The sequence below is a fragment of the Arthrobacter sp. AFG20 genome (genome assembly GCF_002892795.1).
In the GTDB taxonomy this organism is placed as follows: Bacteria; Actinomycetota; Actinomycetes; order Actinomycetales; family Micrococcaceae; genus Arthrobacter.
The window spans coordinates 346,824-360,424 of the sequence record NZ_PJMC01000001.1; the positions used below are offsets into that span (position 1 = coordinate 346,824).

At 66.3% G+C, this 13,601-nt stretch carries 13 protein-coding genes and 1 pseudogene; 11 read left to right on the top strand and 3 right to left on the bottom strand.

Translation table 11 applies throughout. From position 1 onward, the window contains the following. Positions 1-109: 109 nt before the first annotated feature. Complete coding sequence (infB, locus tag CXZ05_RS01545) at positions 110-2,995, top strand: translation initiation factor IF-2 (protein ID WP_102970851.1); 2,886 nt, start codon at positions 110-112, stop codon at positions 2,993-2,995. Between the two features lie 193 nt (positions 2,996-3,188). Continuing rightward, the gene (rbfA, locus tag CXZ05_RS01550; protein WP_102970852.1) at positions 3,189-3,698 is read left to right on the top strand and encodes a 30S ribosome-binding factor RbfA; all 510 of its coding nucleotides are present in this window, start codon (positions 3,189-3,191) and stop codon (positions 3,696-3,698) included. Between the two features lie 110 nt (positions 3,699-3,808). On the opposite strand, the gene CXZ05_RS01555 is transcribed toward rbfA, so the two are convergent. After that, positions 3,809-4,930: a ScyD/ScyE family protein gene (locus CXZ05_RS01555; RefSeq protein ID WP_102970853.1), complete on the bottom strand. Its 1,122-nt coding sequence runs from the start codon at positions 4,928-4,930 to the stop codon at positions 3,809-3,811. Positions 4,931-5,076: 146 nt separating this feature from the next. Between CXZ05_RS01555 and CXZ05_RS23315 the strand changes: the two genes are divergently transcribed. The 3 genes and pseudogenes from CXZ05_RS23315 to CXZ05_RS01565 all read left to right on the top strand — a co-directional run bounded on the left by CXZ05_RS23315 (position 5,077) and on the right by CXZ05_RS01565 (position 6,204). After that, positions 5,077-5,268 carry a hypothetical protein gene (locus CXZ05_RS23315; RefSeq protein ID WP_258006407.1) on the top strand — a complete coding sequence of 64 codons (192 nt, stop codon included), beginning with the start codon at positions 5,077-5,079 and terminating at the stop codon, positions 5,266-5,268. Next, positions 5,262-5,669 (top strand): annotated as a pseudogene (locus CXZ05_RS01560) (HNH endonuclease); the annotation flags it as partial. The gene CXZ05_RS23315 and the pseudogene CXZ05_RS01560, both read left to right, overlap by 7 nt. Positions 5,670-5,718: 49 nt before the next feature. After that, complete coding sequence (locus CXZ05_RS01565) at positions 5,719-6,204, top strand: nucleoside deaminase (protein ID WP_102970854.1); 486 nt, start codon at positions 5,719-5,721, stop codon at positions 6,202-6,204. A 6-nt stretch (positions 6,205-6,210) separates the two neighbouring features. Here CXZ05_RS01565 and CXZ05_RS01570 read toward each other — a convergent pair whose 3' ends face one another. After that, a complete protein-coding gene (locus CXZ05_RS01570) occupies positions 6,211-7,371 on the bottom strand; it encodes a pyridoxal phosphate-dependent aminotransferase (RefSeq protein ID WP_180987214.1) in 1,161 nt (386 codons plus the stop codon). An 81-nt stretch (positions 7,372-7,452) separates the two neighbouring features. Here CXZ05_RS01570 and truB point away from each other — a divergent pair, with 81 nt between their 5' ends. From truB to CXZ05_RS01585, 3 genes are read left to right on the top strand one after another with little or no spacing between them, the layout of a single operon-like run. Then, on the top strand, positions 7,453-8,469 hold the full coding sequence (truB, locus tag CXZ05_RS01575; RefSeq protein WP_258006395.1) for a tRNA pseudouridine(55) synthase TruB: 1,017 nt from the start codon (positions 7,453-7,455) through the stop codon (positions 8,467-8,469). Between the two features lie 2 nt (positions 8,470-8,471). Continuing rightward, positions 8,472-8,825, top strand: a complete 354-nt coding sequence (locus CXZ05_RS01580; protein ID WP_102970856.1) for a hypothetical protein — start codon at positions 8,472-8,474, stop codon at positions 8,823-8,825. Position 8,826: 1 nt separating this feature from the next. Next, entirely contained in the window at positions 8,827-9,288 is a 462-nt protein-coding gene (locus CXZ05_RS01585) for a hypothetical protein (RefSeq protein ID WP_374754612.1), read from the top strand. Here the strand turns inward: CXZ05_RS01585 and CXZ05_RS01590 are convergent. Beyond that, positions 9,285-10,070 (bottom strand): DUF937 domain-containing protein, encoded by a 786-nt coding sequence (locus CXZ05_RS01590; protein WP_102970857.1) that lies wholly within the window; start codon positions 10,068-10,070, stop codon positions 9,285-9,287. The two genes, CXZ05_RS01585 and CXZ05_RS01590, sit on opposite strands and share 4 nt — an antisense overlap. A 285-nt stretch (positions 10,071-10,355) precedes the next feature. Between CXZ05_RS01590 and CXZ05_RS01595 the strand changes: the two genes are divergently transcribed. The 3 genes from CXZ05_RS01595 to kynU all read left to right on the top strand — a co-directional run bounded on the left by CXZ05_RS01595 (position 10,356) and on the right by kynU (position 13,543). Then, positions 10,356-11,339 (top strand): bifunctional riboflavin kinase/FAD synthetase, encoded by a 984-nt coding sequence (locus CXZ05_RS01595; protein WP_102970858.1) that lies wholly within the window; start codon positions 10,356-10,358, stop codon positions 11,337-11,339. A gap of 69 nt (positions 11,340-11,408) precedes the next feature. Beyond that, positions 11,409-12,263 carry a tryptophan 2,3-dioxygenase gene (gene kynA / locus CXZ05_RS01600; protein WP_102970859.1) on the top strand — a complete coding sequence of 285 codons (855 nt, stop codon included), beginning with the start codon at positions 11,409-11,411 and terminating at the stop codon, positions 12,261-12,263. Positions 12,264-12,304: 41 nt separating this feature from the next. Beyond that, entirely contained in the window at positions 12,305-13,543 is a 1,239-nt protein-coding gene (gene kynU, locus CXZ05_RS01605) for a kynureninase (protein ID WP_180987224.1), read from the top strand. Positions 13,544-13,601 lie beyond the last annotated feature (58 nt).

The following is a 13,601-nucleotide window of genomic DNA, read 5'->3' on the forward strand; positions in this document are numbered from 1 at the left end:
AACTTTGTTGCGCTCTGCAATGGGCCTTTCAGCTGTAACCGCAGCGGGGGCCCGCAGTAAGAAGTAGACGGTTCGTGCCTGGCTCGGTGCGGACCGAGACAGGAGAAATGTGGCCAAGGTCCGCGTACATGAGCTTGCAAAAGAGCTCGGTATTACTTCCAAAGATGCAGTAACCAAACTGCAGGAACTGGGCGAATTTGTTCGCTCCGCCTCTTCCACCATTGAGGCCCCCGTGGTGCGGAAACTCCGCAACGCGTTCCCGGCTGTCGCCGCTTCGAAGTCCGAAGCCCCCGCAGCCGCCCCCAAGTCCCCGGCCAAGCCGGCGGAATCCCGTCCCGCGCCGGCTCCCGGCCCCGCTGCCCCCAAGGCTGCGGCGCCTGCTCCGGCTCCCGCACCGGCACCGGCACCGGCCCCCAAGGCCGAGGCGCCTGCAGCTCCGGCTGCTCCCGCCGCCCCGGCAGCTCCGGCTGCCTCGACGCCTGCTGCGCCCTCCACTGGTGCGAAGCCGGGGGCACGTCCCGCGCCCAAGGCTGAGACCCCCTCACGTCCGGGCGGCGCTCCGCGTCCCGGCGGCCCCCGCCCCGGCAACAACCCCTTCGCCACGTCCCAGGGCATGCCCCGCGGCCGCGGCGGAGACGGTGAACGTCCGCCGCGCCCGGGCAACAACCCGTTTGCAACTTCCCAGGGCATGCCCCGTCCCGGCGGCGGCCGCACTGACGGCGAGCGTCCCGGCGGCCCGCGTCCGGCAGCCGGTGCAGGCGGACCCCGCCCCGGTGCTCCGCGTCCCGGCGCTACGCCCGGCCCGCGTCCTGCGGCTGGCGCAGGCGGCGCCCGTCCCGGCGGTCCCCGTCCGGGTGCCGGTGGAAACCGGCCCACGCCTGGCATGATGCCTAACCGCACCGAGCGTCCCGCACCTGCAGGTGCCGGGCGTCCCGGTGGCGGCGGCCGCGGTCCCGGCGGTCCCGGCCGTCCCGGCGCTCCCGGAACCGGCGGTCCCGGTGGCGGCGGCGGCGCTCCGGCCGGCGGTGGCTTCGGCAAGGGTGGCCGCGGTCGCGGTGGCACCCAAGGTGCGTTCGGTAAGGGCGGCGCTGGCCGCGGCAAGCAGCGCAAGTCGAAGCGCGCAAAGCGCCAGGAACTTGAGCAGATGAGCGCACCGTCGCTGGGTGGCGTGAGCGTACCCCGCGGCGACGGCAACACCGTTATCCGGCTTCGCCGTGGCTCGTCCATCACGGACTTCGCTGACAAGATCGAGGCGAACCCCGCCGCGCTGGTTACCGTGCTCTTCCACCTCGGTGAAATGGCAACGGCAACCCAGTCGCTGGACGAGGACACCTTCGCTCTCCTCGGCGAGGAACTTGGCTACAAGCTGCAGGTCGTTTCGCCCGAGGATGAGGAGCGCGAGCTGCTCAGCACGTTCGATATCGACGTCGAGGCCGAACTCGAGGCCGAGGGTGACGAAGTACTTGAGGCACGTCCTCCGGTAGTCACCGTCATGGGTCACGTTGACCACGGTAAGACCCGCCTGCTCGACGCCATCCGTAACTCTGACGTCGTTGCCGGCGAGCACGGTGGCATCACCCAGCACATCGGTGCCTACCAGATCAGCCACGAGCACGAGGGTGCGGTGCGCGACATCACCTTCATCGACACCCCGGGTCACGAGGCGTTCACCGCCATGCGTGCCCGTGGTGCGAAGGTCACGGACATCGCCATCCTGGTTGTGGCAGCGGACGACGGCGTAATGCCGCAGACCGTTGAAGCCCTCAACCACGCCCAGGCGGCCAACGTGCCGATCGTCGTGGCCGTGAACAAGATCGACAAGGAAGGCGCGAACCCGGACAAGGTCAAGGGCCAGCTCACCGAGTACGGTCTGGTTCCGGAAGAATACGGTGGCGACACCATGTTCGTTGAGGTCTCTGCCCGCCAGAACCTGAACATCAACGAGCTGATTGACGCTGTGCTCCTGACCGCCGACGCCGCGCTGGACCTGCGGGCCAACCCGGACAAGGCCGCCCGAGGCATCGCCATTGAAGCGAACCTGGACAAGGGCCGCGGTTCTGTGGCCACCGTCCTGGTGCAGTCCGGTACCCTGGCCGTCGGCGACACGATCGTGGCCGGCACGGCCCACGGCCGCGTCCGCGCCATGTTCGACGAGGACGGCGACGCCCTCGACGTCGCACTGCCGTCCCGTCCGGTCCAGGTCCTCGGCCTGTCCAACGTGCCGCGCGCCGGTGACACCTTCCTGGTGACCTCCGACGAGCGCACGGCCCGCCAGATCGCCGAGAAGCGTGAAGCCGCCGACCGCAACGCCGCCCTGGCCAAGCGCCGCAAGCGCATCAGCCTGGAAGACTTCGACCAGGCCGTCGCCGAAGGCAAGATCGACACCCTCAACCTCATCCTCAAGGGTGACGTGTCCGGTGCCGTGGAAGCCCTCGAAGACGCGCTGCTCAAGATCGACGTCGGCGAAGGTGTCCAGCTCCGCGTCATCCACCGCGGTGTCGGTGCGATCACGCAGAACGACGTCAACCTGGCAACGGTCGACAGCGCCGTCATCATCGGCTTCAACGTCAAGCCCGCCGAGCGTGTTGCCGAACTGGCAGACCGCGAAGGCGTGGACATGCGCTTCTACTCCGTCATCTATGCAGCAATCGATGACATCGAGGCAGCCCTCAAGGGCATGCTCAAGCCGGAGTACGAAGAGGTCCAGCTGGGCACCGCCGAGGTCCGCGAAGTGTTCCGTTCCTCCAAGTTCGGCAACATCGCAGGCTCCATCGTTCGCTCGGGCACCATCCGACGCAACACGAAGGCCCGCATCAGCCGCGGCGGCAAGATCATCGGCGACAACCTCACGGTGGAGACGCTCAAGCGCTTCAAGGACGACGCCACCGAGGTCCGCACGGACTTCGAGTGTGGTATCGGACTGGGTTCGTACAACGACATCACCGAAGGCGACATCATCGAGACCTTCGAGATGCGCGAGAAGCCGCGCGTCTAAGTTGGTTTAGCAGTCTCGGTGCGGGGCCGTTGGATTTTTCCGGCGGCCCCGCAGTTTTCCGCCGACAAGGGGGCCCCGGGAAAATCCAACGGGAGTCCGTCGTAGACTCGCCTTAGGTGAGTGGCACCAAACCCAACAGTTGTGCGGGCACCGTTCCGGCGCCGTCGTACATCCAAAATTTCTAGGAGTAAAAATGGCTGATCCGGCACGCGCTGCCAAGTTGGCGCAGCGGATTAAGGTTGTTGTTGCTGAGGCTTTGGGCCGGAAGGTGAAGGATCCTCGGCTTGAGGGCATTACTGTCACCGATGCCCGTGTGACCAATGACCTGCAGCATGCCACCGTCTACTACACCGTGTTCGGCGACCAGGCCGTGCAGGCTGATGCCGCCAAGGGGCTGGAGAAGGCCAAGGGTGTGCTGAGGCAGGAAGTGGGCCGGAACATCACCGTCCGGCTAACGCCTACGCTGGAGTTCGTCGCGGACCAGATTCCTGTGAACGCGTCCAATCTCGAAGAACTGCTCCGCACCGCGAAGCAGCGCGATGCCGAGGTGGCCGAGCTGGCCCGGAACGCCAAGCCCGCGGGCGACGCCGACCCGTACAAGAGCGACGTCCAGCCGGACGTGGATATCGACGAAGACGACTTCGACGAAGAGGACCTCGACCTGGCGGATGACGATGCAATCGATGAGGACCGGAACCGCTAGCTAGCGTTGCCGGTTCTGCGCCGCAGAGCTCATGCCATCACGCACTGAAAGGGTGCGGTCGGATCTAATCAATCCGGCCGCACCCTTACTTTTTTGCTGCCCTTACTTTGCTAGTCGTCGAGTGGGGCCTTCACGACACGGCCGTCCGGCGCCGCATTAGGTGCCGGCAGTGAGTTGACCGTCGCGTAGATGGTCCCGCCCCTGATGTCGACGTCGGCGGTGAGCGCTCCCGGAAGCACTACCGTCTGCTTGCTTGAATGTGCGGACAGCCTCAGCACACCCTTGCCGAAGAGGGACGCGACGTACACGTTCCCGTCGTCGTCCATGTCCAGGCCGGTGGGTGACATCACGTCATCCGCGAACAGCTTGATGCGGCCATTGTGGGGGTTGACCTTGTACACCGCTCCGCGGGCACCCAGTGCCGGGTCCTCCGGTCCGCCGGGCAGCACAGAGACGTACAGCCAGCCGTCCGGTCCGCGCTCGACGTCGGTAGGCACGGGCTCGAACCGGTAGGTATGGCCTGCGACGCAACCAGGGAGTTTCAGTGACACGGTTTCTTTTGTGGTGAACGTGTGCGGCCGGGGCGGCAGCACGGCTACGGTTTCAGCCTTGCCTGACCTCACGTCGACCGACACGATGCTGTTGGCCCCGGCGTCGGCAACGTAGATGGTGTTCCCGTAAACCTCGATTCCATAGGGATGTGAATCGATGTGCCCCTTGTAGGAAGCCTCCACATCCTTCGGCAGCTTGGCAACGCAGGCAGCGGGAAGGTCCTTGAAGCCGTAGCTCGTGCCGCCGTCCGCATTGTGTTTCACCTCCAGGGCAGCGAGGTCGCCGAAGGTGCGGTGCTTGCCGTCGGCGCCGATGCTTCTGATGTGTCCGGCCAGCGGCCTAGGATCCATGGGTCCGGCGCCCTGGCTCTCGGCCAGGTAAATGGTGCGGCCACCCCGATCGGTGCCGGCCACGTCCCAGGCTGCGTTCCGGTAAACCATCGACTTGCTGCCGTCCCGCGCAATTTTCGTCAGCTTCCCCGCGAATTCCTCACTGACCAGAACGGAACCGTCCGGTCCGTCGCTGAGGTGGAGCGGGCTCAGCAGGCCTTTTGTGAGCACGGTCGGTGCGGACTGGCTTTCTGCTGTTTTGCCGGCCGGGGCTGCGTGGCCCGCCGGGGACGCGGACAAGAGGAGTGAGGCAGCCGCGACAGCCGCCAAGAGTGCTCGTTGCTTTTCCATACCGTCTCCAATGTCAATGCTGCGCATTCAGAGCATTGAGACCGATATATGGTCCGAAAATCGGGTCCCCCGACGCGCGTATTCTAAGCCCAGCCTTCGGGGCATGTCGATGGGCCGGAGCTGACTTTGGAATGTCGCGTCGGACTGTGGCCGGGCAAATAGTGTCGTACTACCGCGACCTCCTCGCCGACCTCCGGAAACGACAAGACGCACAATTGGCCCAAGGCGTGCAGTGGGACCACGAAGCGCAGTGGGCCGAGGAGACCCAAGAACCGCATCCCGCTTACACCGGGCGGACCAACCAAGGCACTGCCCTGTTCGCCTTCAGCGGCCAGTGATCCCGGCTACGATCCGTAAAATCGCCTGCGACGCCGACATCATCCCCATCGTCCTCGGCAGCCAGGGCAGGATCCTGGACATCGGCCGCGCCTCACGGGTCTTCCCGCCCCACATCCGCAAGGCCATCATGGCCCGGGACCAGGGCTGCGCGTTCCCCGGCTGCACCATCCCCGCACCCTGGTGCGAAGCCCACCACATCACCTACTGGTCACGCGGCGGAACCACCAGCACCGGCAACGGCGTCCTGCTCTGCAGCCACCACCACCACCTCATCCACAAGGAAAAGTGGATCATCGAAGTTACCGGCGGGGTGCCGTGGTTCAAACCCCCACCCGAACTCGACCCCCACCGAAAACCCCGCCGCAACAACTACTTCCACGCCCGACCCCAAAAGGAATGAACGGGAGCCGGCAGTCCCGCAGCGTCACCCGGCTGGCTATGATCAGACCATGCGCGCCCACCCATCTGCTGCAGACGTAACCGGATACCTTACCGAGGCGGTGGCACTTGCCGAACGGAATGTTGCATCCGGCGGCGGGCCCTTCGGCGCGCTGGTGGTGACAGCCGACGGCACCGTCCACGAAGGGGTCAACCGGGTCACCCGGGACAACGATCCCACCGCCCATGCCGAGGTGGTGGCTATCCGGACCGCCGCCAAGGAGATCCGGAACTTCGACCTCAGTGGCGCTGTCCTGTACGCCAGCTGCGAGCCCTGCCCGCTGTGCCTCGCGGCGGCGCTCTGGGCACGGATCGACCGTGTGTACTTCGCCGCTGACCGGCACGGCGCAGCCGCCGCGGGATTCGACGACGCCGTCTTCTACGAGTACTTCGGCGGCACACGGCCCGAACTGTTGCCGGTCAGCCATACCCAGGTCCCGACGTCGGGCAATCCGTTCGATGCCTGGCGCAACAACGCCGAACGCACCGACTACTGACGCTCGCTACCCGGCGAGCCTGCTGGGAAGCCTGCCCACGCCTTCGACCAATTCGCTTTGTTCGCCGCACAAGGCGATCCGGATCCACCCTTCGCCGATCGAACCAAAGGCAGTCCCGGGTGCAAAGGAGACTCCGGCCTCGGCGAGAAACTGTTTGACCCAGGCCCGGACATTTCCGCCGCTCACGTGCGAGACGTCCGCCCACAGGTAGAACGCCCCCTGCGCGCTCAGGTAGGGAATGCCCTTCTCCGCCAGGACAGCCGACGCCGCGTCGCGGTTGGCCCGGTAATGCGCGTGGGCCTGCGCTACGTAGTCCTGCGGACCGGTCAACGCGGCGAGCGCCGCGTACTGGGACGGCGAGGCCACACAGGAGACGATCGCCTCCATGACGTTGTTCATCCGCTGCTCCAGCCCGGGCGGGCAGATCAGTGCCCCTATGCGCAGGCCGGTGAGCCCATACGTCTTGGACAGCGTCAGCGACGTGAAGACACGCGCCTCGCCGGGGTCGGTGCTGTCGAACCGGGCAGGACTCACGTGCGGGACGTCGTAGGTGAAGGCCTCGTAGCACTCGTCCGAGATGATCCAAAGGTCATGGCGGCGGGCCAGTTCAACCAGTTCCCGGGTCAGGTCTTCCCGGAGAACGGCGCCCAGGGGGTTCGACGGCGAGTTGAGCATCAGCACGCGCGTACGGTCCGTGATGAGCGCCTCGACGTCCGCGATCCGGGGCTGGAAATCATGGGCGGGGTACAGGGGATATTCCACGGGGACGGCATGCAGCAGCCGGCTGGTCATGCCAAACGTGGGATAGCCGGGATTGGGAATCAGGATTTCGTCGCCGGGGGCGAGCAGCAGGCTCATAGCGAAGTGCAGGCCCTGCTGGGCGCCGTCGACCACGTATACGCGGTCCGCTCCGATATCTACGCCGGACTGCTCTCGGAACCTGGCGGCGAAGGCCTCCCGGAGAGGCGGGATGCCGCCGTTCGGGGTGTAGTTGGTCTCGTCACGGTCCAGGCAAGCTATTCCGGCATCCAGGACATGGCGGGGGAGCGGGAACCCGGGCTCCCCGATACTCAGGATCAGCGCTCCGGGGGTGCGCCACGCCGCCTCGGTGATCTCGCGGATTTGGTTGACGGGGACGTCGCGTATGTGCGCGGAAAGCTCGGGCATGACTGCCATCCTAGCGCCGGGCCCTGCCGCATCACCGATGGGTCCCAATTCCCCTGCCAGGTGCCCGATATACTGATAGGCGTGCTTTCTGGACTGGTAATAGTGGACAAGCCGCAGGGATGGACCAGCCACGATGTGGTTGGACGGATGCGGCGGATCGCCGGTACCCGGAAAGTGGGCCACGCGGGAACGCTGGATCCCATGGCCACCGGCGTGCTGGTGCTCGGCATCAACAAGGCAACGCGGCTCCTCACGTACATCGTGGGCACGTCAAAGACCTACACGGCCACCATCCGGCTGGGGGAATCCACCATCACCGACGACGCCGAAGGCGAAGTTGTCAGCCGCGCCAGCGCTGCCTTCCTGACCGAGGATGCCGTCCGCTCCGGCGTAGAGTCCCTGACGGGAGAGATCCAACAGGTCCCGAGCAGCGTCAGCGCCATCAAAGTCAACGGCGAGCGCTCCTATGCCCGCGTCCGGTCCGGGGAAGATGTCCAGCTGGCTGCCCGGCCGGTCACCATCCACCGCTTCGACATCCACGGAATCCGCCGGGACCAGGCGGCCGGACACGACACCGATGTCGTGGACGTCGACGTGACGGTGGAATGTTCCTCGGGCACGTACATCCGTGCCCTCGCCCGGGACCTCGGTAACTCCCTCGGCGTCGGCGGGCACCTGACCGCATTGCGTCGGACCAACGTGGGACCGTACTCGCTGGACCAGGCACGCACCCTCGAGCAGCTCGCGGAAGACCTCGAAATCCTCGAAATGTCGCAGGCGGCCAGGGTGCTCATGCCCAACCGGGAGCTGAGCGCAGACGAAACCACAGAGATTTCCTTCGGCCGGCGCATCGCGGCCGGAGCCGCTGCGGGCACACCGGCCGCCGCGACAGCCGAAAAGCCAGCAGCCGCGTTCGCGCCTGACGGATCGCTTGTGGCGCTTCTCGCTGACAGCGGAAGTTTCGCCAAACCCGTGCTGGTCTTCGCCCCGGGAACGGGACCGGGCGGCTCCAACAGTTCGGGCACAGGCGGTTCCAGCTCCGGCGCAGGCGCCGGCATTCCTGGCGGTCCGGGTGCCGACGGCGGCGGGCGGGCCTAGCGTTGGACGCGTATTTCTACATCATCCTGGGCGTCGGCCTGCTGTCCACGCTCATCTGCATGGCGGCGGGCATCATGAAGAAGGCCCCGAACGACATCACCATCCTTTCGGTGGCCGCCGTCGAACTGGCCCTGTTGGTCTACCTCGTTGGCTCGATAGTGCGGGTCATCGCGGGGGAGCAGATCGCGGGAGAAGCCTGGGAGTTCTGGGGCTACCTCGCCACCGCGCTCTTGCTGCCGGTAGCCGCGGTGTACTGGTCCGTCCTGGAACGGACCCGCTGGAGCAACTTTGTCCTGGCCGCCGTCGGCGTTACCGCCCTCGTCATGGCCGCCCGCATGAATCAGATCTGGTACTGAAGTGGAAGAAGCACGCAACGTGGCTGATACGTCCGAACACACAGGCAAGCGCCCCGCCGACACGAGGAACACCGGTCCCGGCAGGCTCCTCATCGCCGTCTACGCCATCTTTGCCATTTCGGCCACCGCCCGGGCCGGCTATCAGACCCTCACCAAGTTCTCCGAAGCCCCGCTGGCCTACCTGCTCTCCGCGTTCGCCGCTGTCGTCTACGTCGTGGCCACGGTGTCGCTGGCCAAGGCCGGCCGCACCTGGTTCAAGGTGTCCCTGGTCGCCGTCCTGGTGGAACTGGTCGGCGTCATTGTCGTGGGGGCGCTGAGCCTGTTCGACCCCGTGCAGTTCCCGCACGAAACCGTGTGGTCCGCGTTTGGCCGCGGCTACGCCTTCGTTCCCTTCATCCTGCCGATTCTTGGCCTCATCTGGCTTTACCGACGGCGGCCCGCAGCCCCTGCCGCACGGATCTAGCGGTTCTCGTCCGGCAGGTCCACTTCGATCAGCTCGCCGGGCGTCACCGACCGGTGCGAGGGTGGCGCCGAATCGTTAGTTTGCCCTGAATCGTTCGGTTGCGCCGGGCCGGATTGCGTGGGTGGTTCCTGGTCCTGCTCCGTCAGCGGAGCCTGCTGGGGCTGCGAGCCGCCGCCAAGAATGCCGCCAAGGATATCGCCAAGGCCGCCCGAACCTAGCCCTCCTGATCCGGGCCCGCCCGCGCCCTGTCCACCGGTGCCCTGCCCGCCGGAACCAAGCCCGCCGAGGCTGCCGCCCAGGATTCCCCCGAGGATGCTTCCCAAGTCAATTCCGCCTCCACCGGTAGGGGAGGGCTGCGCTCCGGAACCCTGCCCGCCGCCGAGGACCTTTTTGGCCAGATAAGACATGACGATCGGGGCGAGGATCGGCAGCAGCTTGCGGACGAGGTCCCCGCCAACTCCGCCGAGGTTCGCTGTTCCCGCCAACTGATTGGCCACCTGGTCCTGCTGGCCGCCGAAGACGTGGCCAACGATCTTTTCGCCGTCCTGGGTGTCAACCTGCGACGGGTCCACGCCGACGTCGGCCAGTCCGTTCCGGTGCCTGGCCAGCTCGGATTCAAGCGCAGCAGCGCCATCCGGCGCCTGGACGTTGCTCTGCATTCCGGCAAGCAGCGTCGGCACTGCGGCTTCCACGGCGGCCTGGGCGGACGCCGTATCGGTCCCCAGCAGGGAGGCGATCTGCTGGACAGGGATCTGTCCCAGCAACTCCTGGATATCACTCATGGCGTGGCTCCTTCCCGCCCGATCATCTCGCAGGCGATCCGTGCAGTTGAAACGCGAATGAAATTCGAAGGCTCAGGGCAGTGCTGCCCGGGCCGCTGCCTTTGCATCCTAGCGGGGCGTACCTGCAGACGGTAGGCCGACCCGGGTTGCGCCCAGCGCGGTCCACCAGGCCACCGGCCCGCACCCCGGGGCGTCCGTGACCGGCAGTGATTGCGGGTAACCTTAGAGAGTTCCGGGCCTGGCGCGCCGGAAGCAAGTTCTGGCAGGCAGTAAAAGGCGAGGTTGATGGTCCACATCTGGAATGATCCGACCGAGGTCCCCGAAGACTTTGGTCCTTCCGTTGTCACTATCGGCAATTTCGACGGCGTCCACCGCGGCCACCAGCAGGTGCTGTCCCAACTCATCAGGACCGCGCGGCTGAACAACGCCAAGTCGGTTGCCGTGACGTTCGACCCCCATCCGGCACTGGTCCACCGGCCGGAAAGCGCGCCAGAGCTGATCATGGGCCTGCAGGACAAACTCCAGGCCCTCGGCGAGCTCGGACTGGACGCCGTTCTGGTCATGAAGTACTCCCTGGAGCTCGCCGGCCTTACCCCGGAAGAGTTCGTCGGCTCGGTCCTCGTGGACAGCCTCCACGCCAGCCACGTTGTCATCGGCCACGACACCCGCTTCGGCAAGGGCAACTCCGGGGACCTGAACACCATGCAGGATCTGGGGGAGAAGTTCGGCTTCGAGGTGCTGGTGATCAGCGAGTTCGGCTCGGAAGGCTTCCCGCTGCATGACGACGGCGGGACGGACCGCCGCTGCTCCTCGACCTGGGTGCGCGAAGCGCTGCGGGAGGGAGACGTCGGCACCGCCGGCGCTGTCCTTGGCCGCGCACACCGGATGCGGGGCGAGGTGGTCCACGGCGCCGCGCGCGGCCGGGACCTCGGTTTCCCCACCGCCAACCTCTCCAGCGATGCGAGCGGACTGATTCCGGGGGACGGCATCTACGCGGGCTGGCTCGTGGACGAGGCGGGGACGCGCTGGCCCGCCGCCATCTCCGTTGGCTCCAACCCCACCTTCGACGGTGTGAGCCGCCAGGTGGAGGCGCACGTCATCGACAGGCCCGAAGAGCGCATCGAGGACTTCGATCTGTACGGCCAGACAGTAGTTGTGGAGTTCGTGGCCAGGCTCCGCGGCATGGTGGCATACCGTGGGCCTGAAGCCCTCGTGGAGCAGATGCGCCAGGACGTCCTGCAGACGCACGACATCCTGCTCAAGCGCTGACCCGCCTGAACCTCCGGGCCTGCAACACACCGTCCCGCATCACACAGTATTGGCAAGGAAGGCGACGCTGTGACCGTAGAGAAGAACACCAGGAAACTGGACGAGGGCATTGTGCGCGATTTCAGTTCCCGCATGAGTTACGCGTCCTACCTTCAGCTGCCCACGCTGCTCAGCGCCCAGCAGCCCGTCAGCGTCCCGGAACACCATGACGAATTGCTCTTCATCATCCAGCACCAGACCACGGAGCTGTGGCTGAAGCTGGTGCTCCACGAGCTCCGCAGTGCCGCCCAGTGGCTGCGTTCCGATGACCTCGGTTCGGCCCTGAAGGGCATCGCGCGGGTCAAGCACATCCAGAAGACCCTCACCGAACAGTGGTCCGTCCTAGCCACGCTGACACCCACCGAGTACGCGGAATTCCGCGGGTTCCTGGGCAATTCATCCGGATTCCAGTCCAGCCAGTACCGTGCCGTGGAGTTCGTGCTGGGCAACAAGAACAGGAAGATGCTTCCCGTCTTCGAATCGGACCCCGATGCCCACGCCCTGCTCACCGAAGTCCTGCACGCGCCGAGCATCTACGACGAATTCCTCGCTTACCTGCACCGCCAGGGCTTCCACGTGCCCGAGGAAGTACTCAACAGGGATGTCACCCGGGCGCATGAGTTTGAACCGGGGCTGGTGCCTCTCTTCAAGCACATCTACGAGAACGCTGCGCAGAACTGGGGAGCGTATGAGGCGTGCGAGGAGCTGGTTGACCTTGAGGACAACTTCCAGCTGTGGCGCTTCCGGCACCTGCGCACAGTGCAACGGACCATCGGCATGAAAACGGGGACCGGCGGCTCCACCGGGGCGGCGTTCCTGCAAAAGGCCCTTGAGCTGACGTTCTTCCCGGAGCTGTTCGCCGTGCGTACGGAGATCGGGCAGTGACCGCCCTGGACGGCTCGGGTGACCTGACCGGCGCCGGAGAGCTGGGCACGCAACCAGCCGACGCCCTGCTTCAAAAGGCCTCGCGCCTCGATGCTGAAGACCGCCTGGCCCGGTACCGGGACCTGTTCATCGGCGCGGACACCGAGCTGTCCTACCTCGACGGCAACTCCCTGGGCCGCCCGCTCAAGCGGACCGCAGGTGACATAACCACCTTCATCCAGGAGGGCTGGGGCAGTCGCCTGATCAGGGGCTGGGACGAGGAATGGCTGGACATGCCCCAGGCCATCGGCGATCAGCTGGGGCGGGCGGTGCTGGGCGCCGCCGCAGGCCAGACCATCATCGCCGACTCCACCACCGTGGTGCTGTACAAGCTGATCCGGGCGGCGCTGGCCGCCGTCGTGGATCCGGCGCGGACAGAGATCATAGTGGACACGGACAACTTTCCCACCGACCGGTACCTCGTCGAAGGCATCGCCAGGGAGGAGGGCCTGACGCTGCGCTGGATCGAGTCGGATCCCGCCTCCGGTGTCCACCTCGATCAGGTGAGGGAGGCTGTGGGGCCGGCCACCGCCGTCGTCCTCCTCAGCCACGTGGCCTACCGTTCCGGTTACCTGGCGGACCTGCCGGCCATCACGGCGGCAGTGCACGACGCCGGCGGGCTGGTGGTCTGGGACCTGTGCCACTCCGCCGGGTCAGTGGAGCTGCAGCTGGACGCCTGGAATGTTGACTTTGCCGCGGGCTGCACCTACAAGTACCTGAACGGCGGGCCGGGCTCGCCCGCCTTCGCCTACGTCAACGACCGGCACCTGTCCGGACTCGCGCAGCCCATCTGGGGATGGATGGGCAGGAAGGATGCGTTCGAGATGGGGCCCGGCTACGAACCGGCCGCCGGTATCCGCGGTTTCCTGAGCGGCACGCCTGCCATCTTCGGAATGATCGCCATGCGAGGCACCCTGGACCTGATTGAAGAGGCCGGCATGGCGGCCATCCGCGAAAAGTCGCGGCAGCTGACCGCCTACGCCCTGGAACTGCACGATGCCTGGCTCGCGCCGGCTGGCGTGAGGCTTGCCACGCCGCGGAATGCCGACCGCCGCGGGGGCCACATCACCGTTGATCATCCCGCCTTCCGGGAGGTGACTGCGGCGCTGTGGGAGAGGGATGTGATCCCCGACTTCCGGGCGCCGCAGGGCATCAGGATTGGACTTTCGCCGCTGAGCACGGGCTTTGCGGAACTCCACCGCGGCATGGCAGCCATCCGGGACCTGCTTCCGGAGGCCTGAACCGCAACCCGGAAGCACTGTTGCCGTTTCGACAAGATTGCAACACGGCCGGTAAACT

Excerpts from the sequence above, each read along its gene's own strand:
- rbfA (WP_102970852.1), top strand. The coding sequence starts at position 3,189 with ATGGCTGATCCGGCACGCGCTGCCAAGTTGGCGCAGCGGATTAAGGTT.
- CXZ05_RS01595 (WP_102970858.1), top strand. The coding sequence starts at position 10,356 with ATGGTCCACATCTGGAATGATCCGACCGAGGTCCCCGAAGACTTTGGT.
- CXZ05_RS01570 (WP_180987214.1), bottom strand. The coding sequence starts at position 7,371 with ATGCCCGAGCTTTCCGCGCACATACGCGACGTCCCCGTCAACCAAATC.
- CXZ05_RS01555 (WP_102970853.1), bottom strand. The coding sequence starts at position 4,930 with ATGGAAAAGCAACGAGCACTCTTGGCGGCTGTCGCGGCTGCCTCACTC.
- CXZ05_RS01590 (WP_102970857.1), bottom strand. The coding sequence starts at position 10,070 with ATGAGTGATATCCAGGAGTTGCTGGGACAGATCCCTGTCCAGCAGATC.
- CXZ05_RS01565 (WP_102970854.1), top strand. The coding sequence starts at position 5,719 with ATGCGCGCCCACCCATCTGCTGCAGACGTAACCGGATACCTTACCGAG.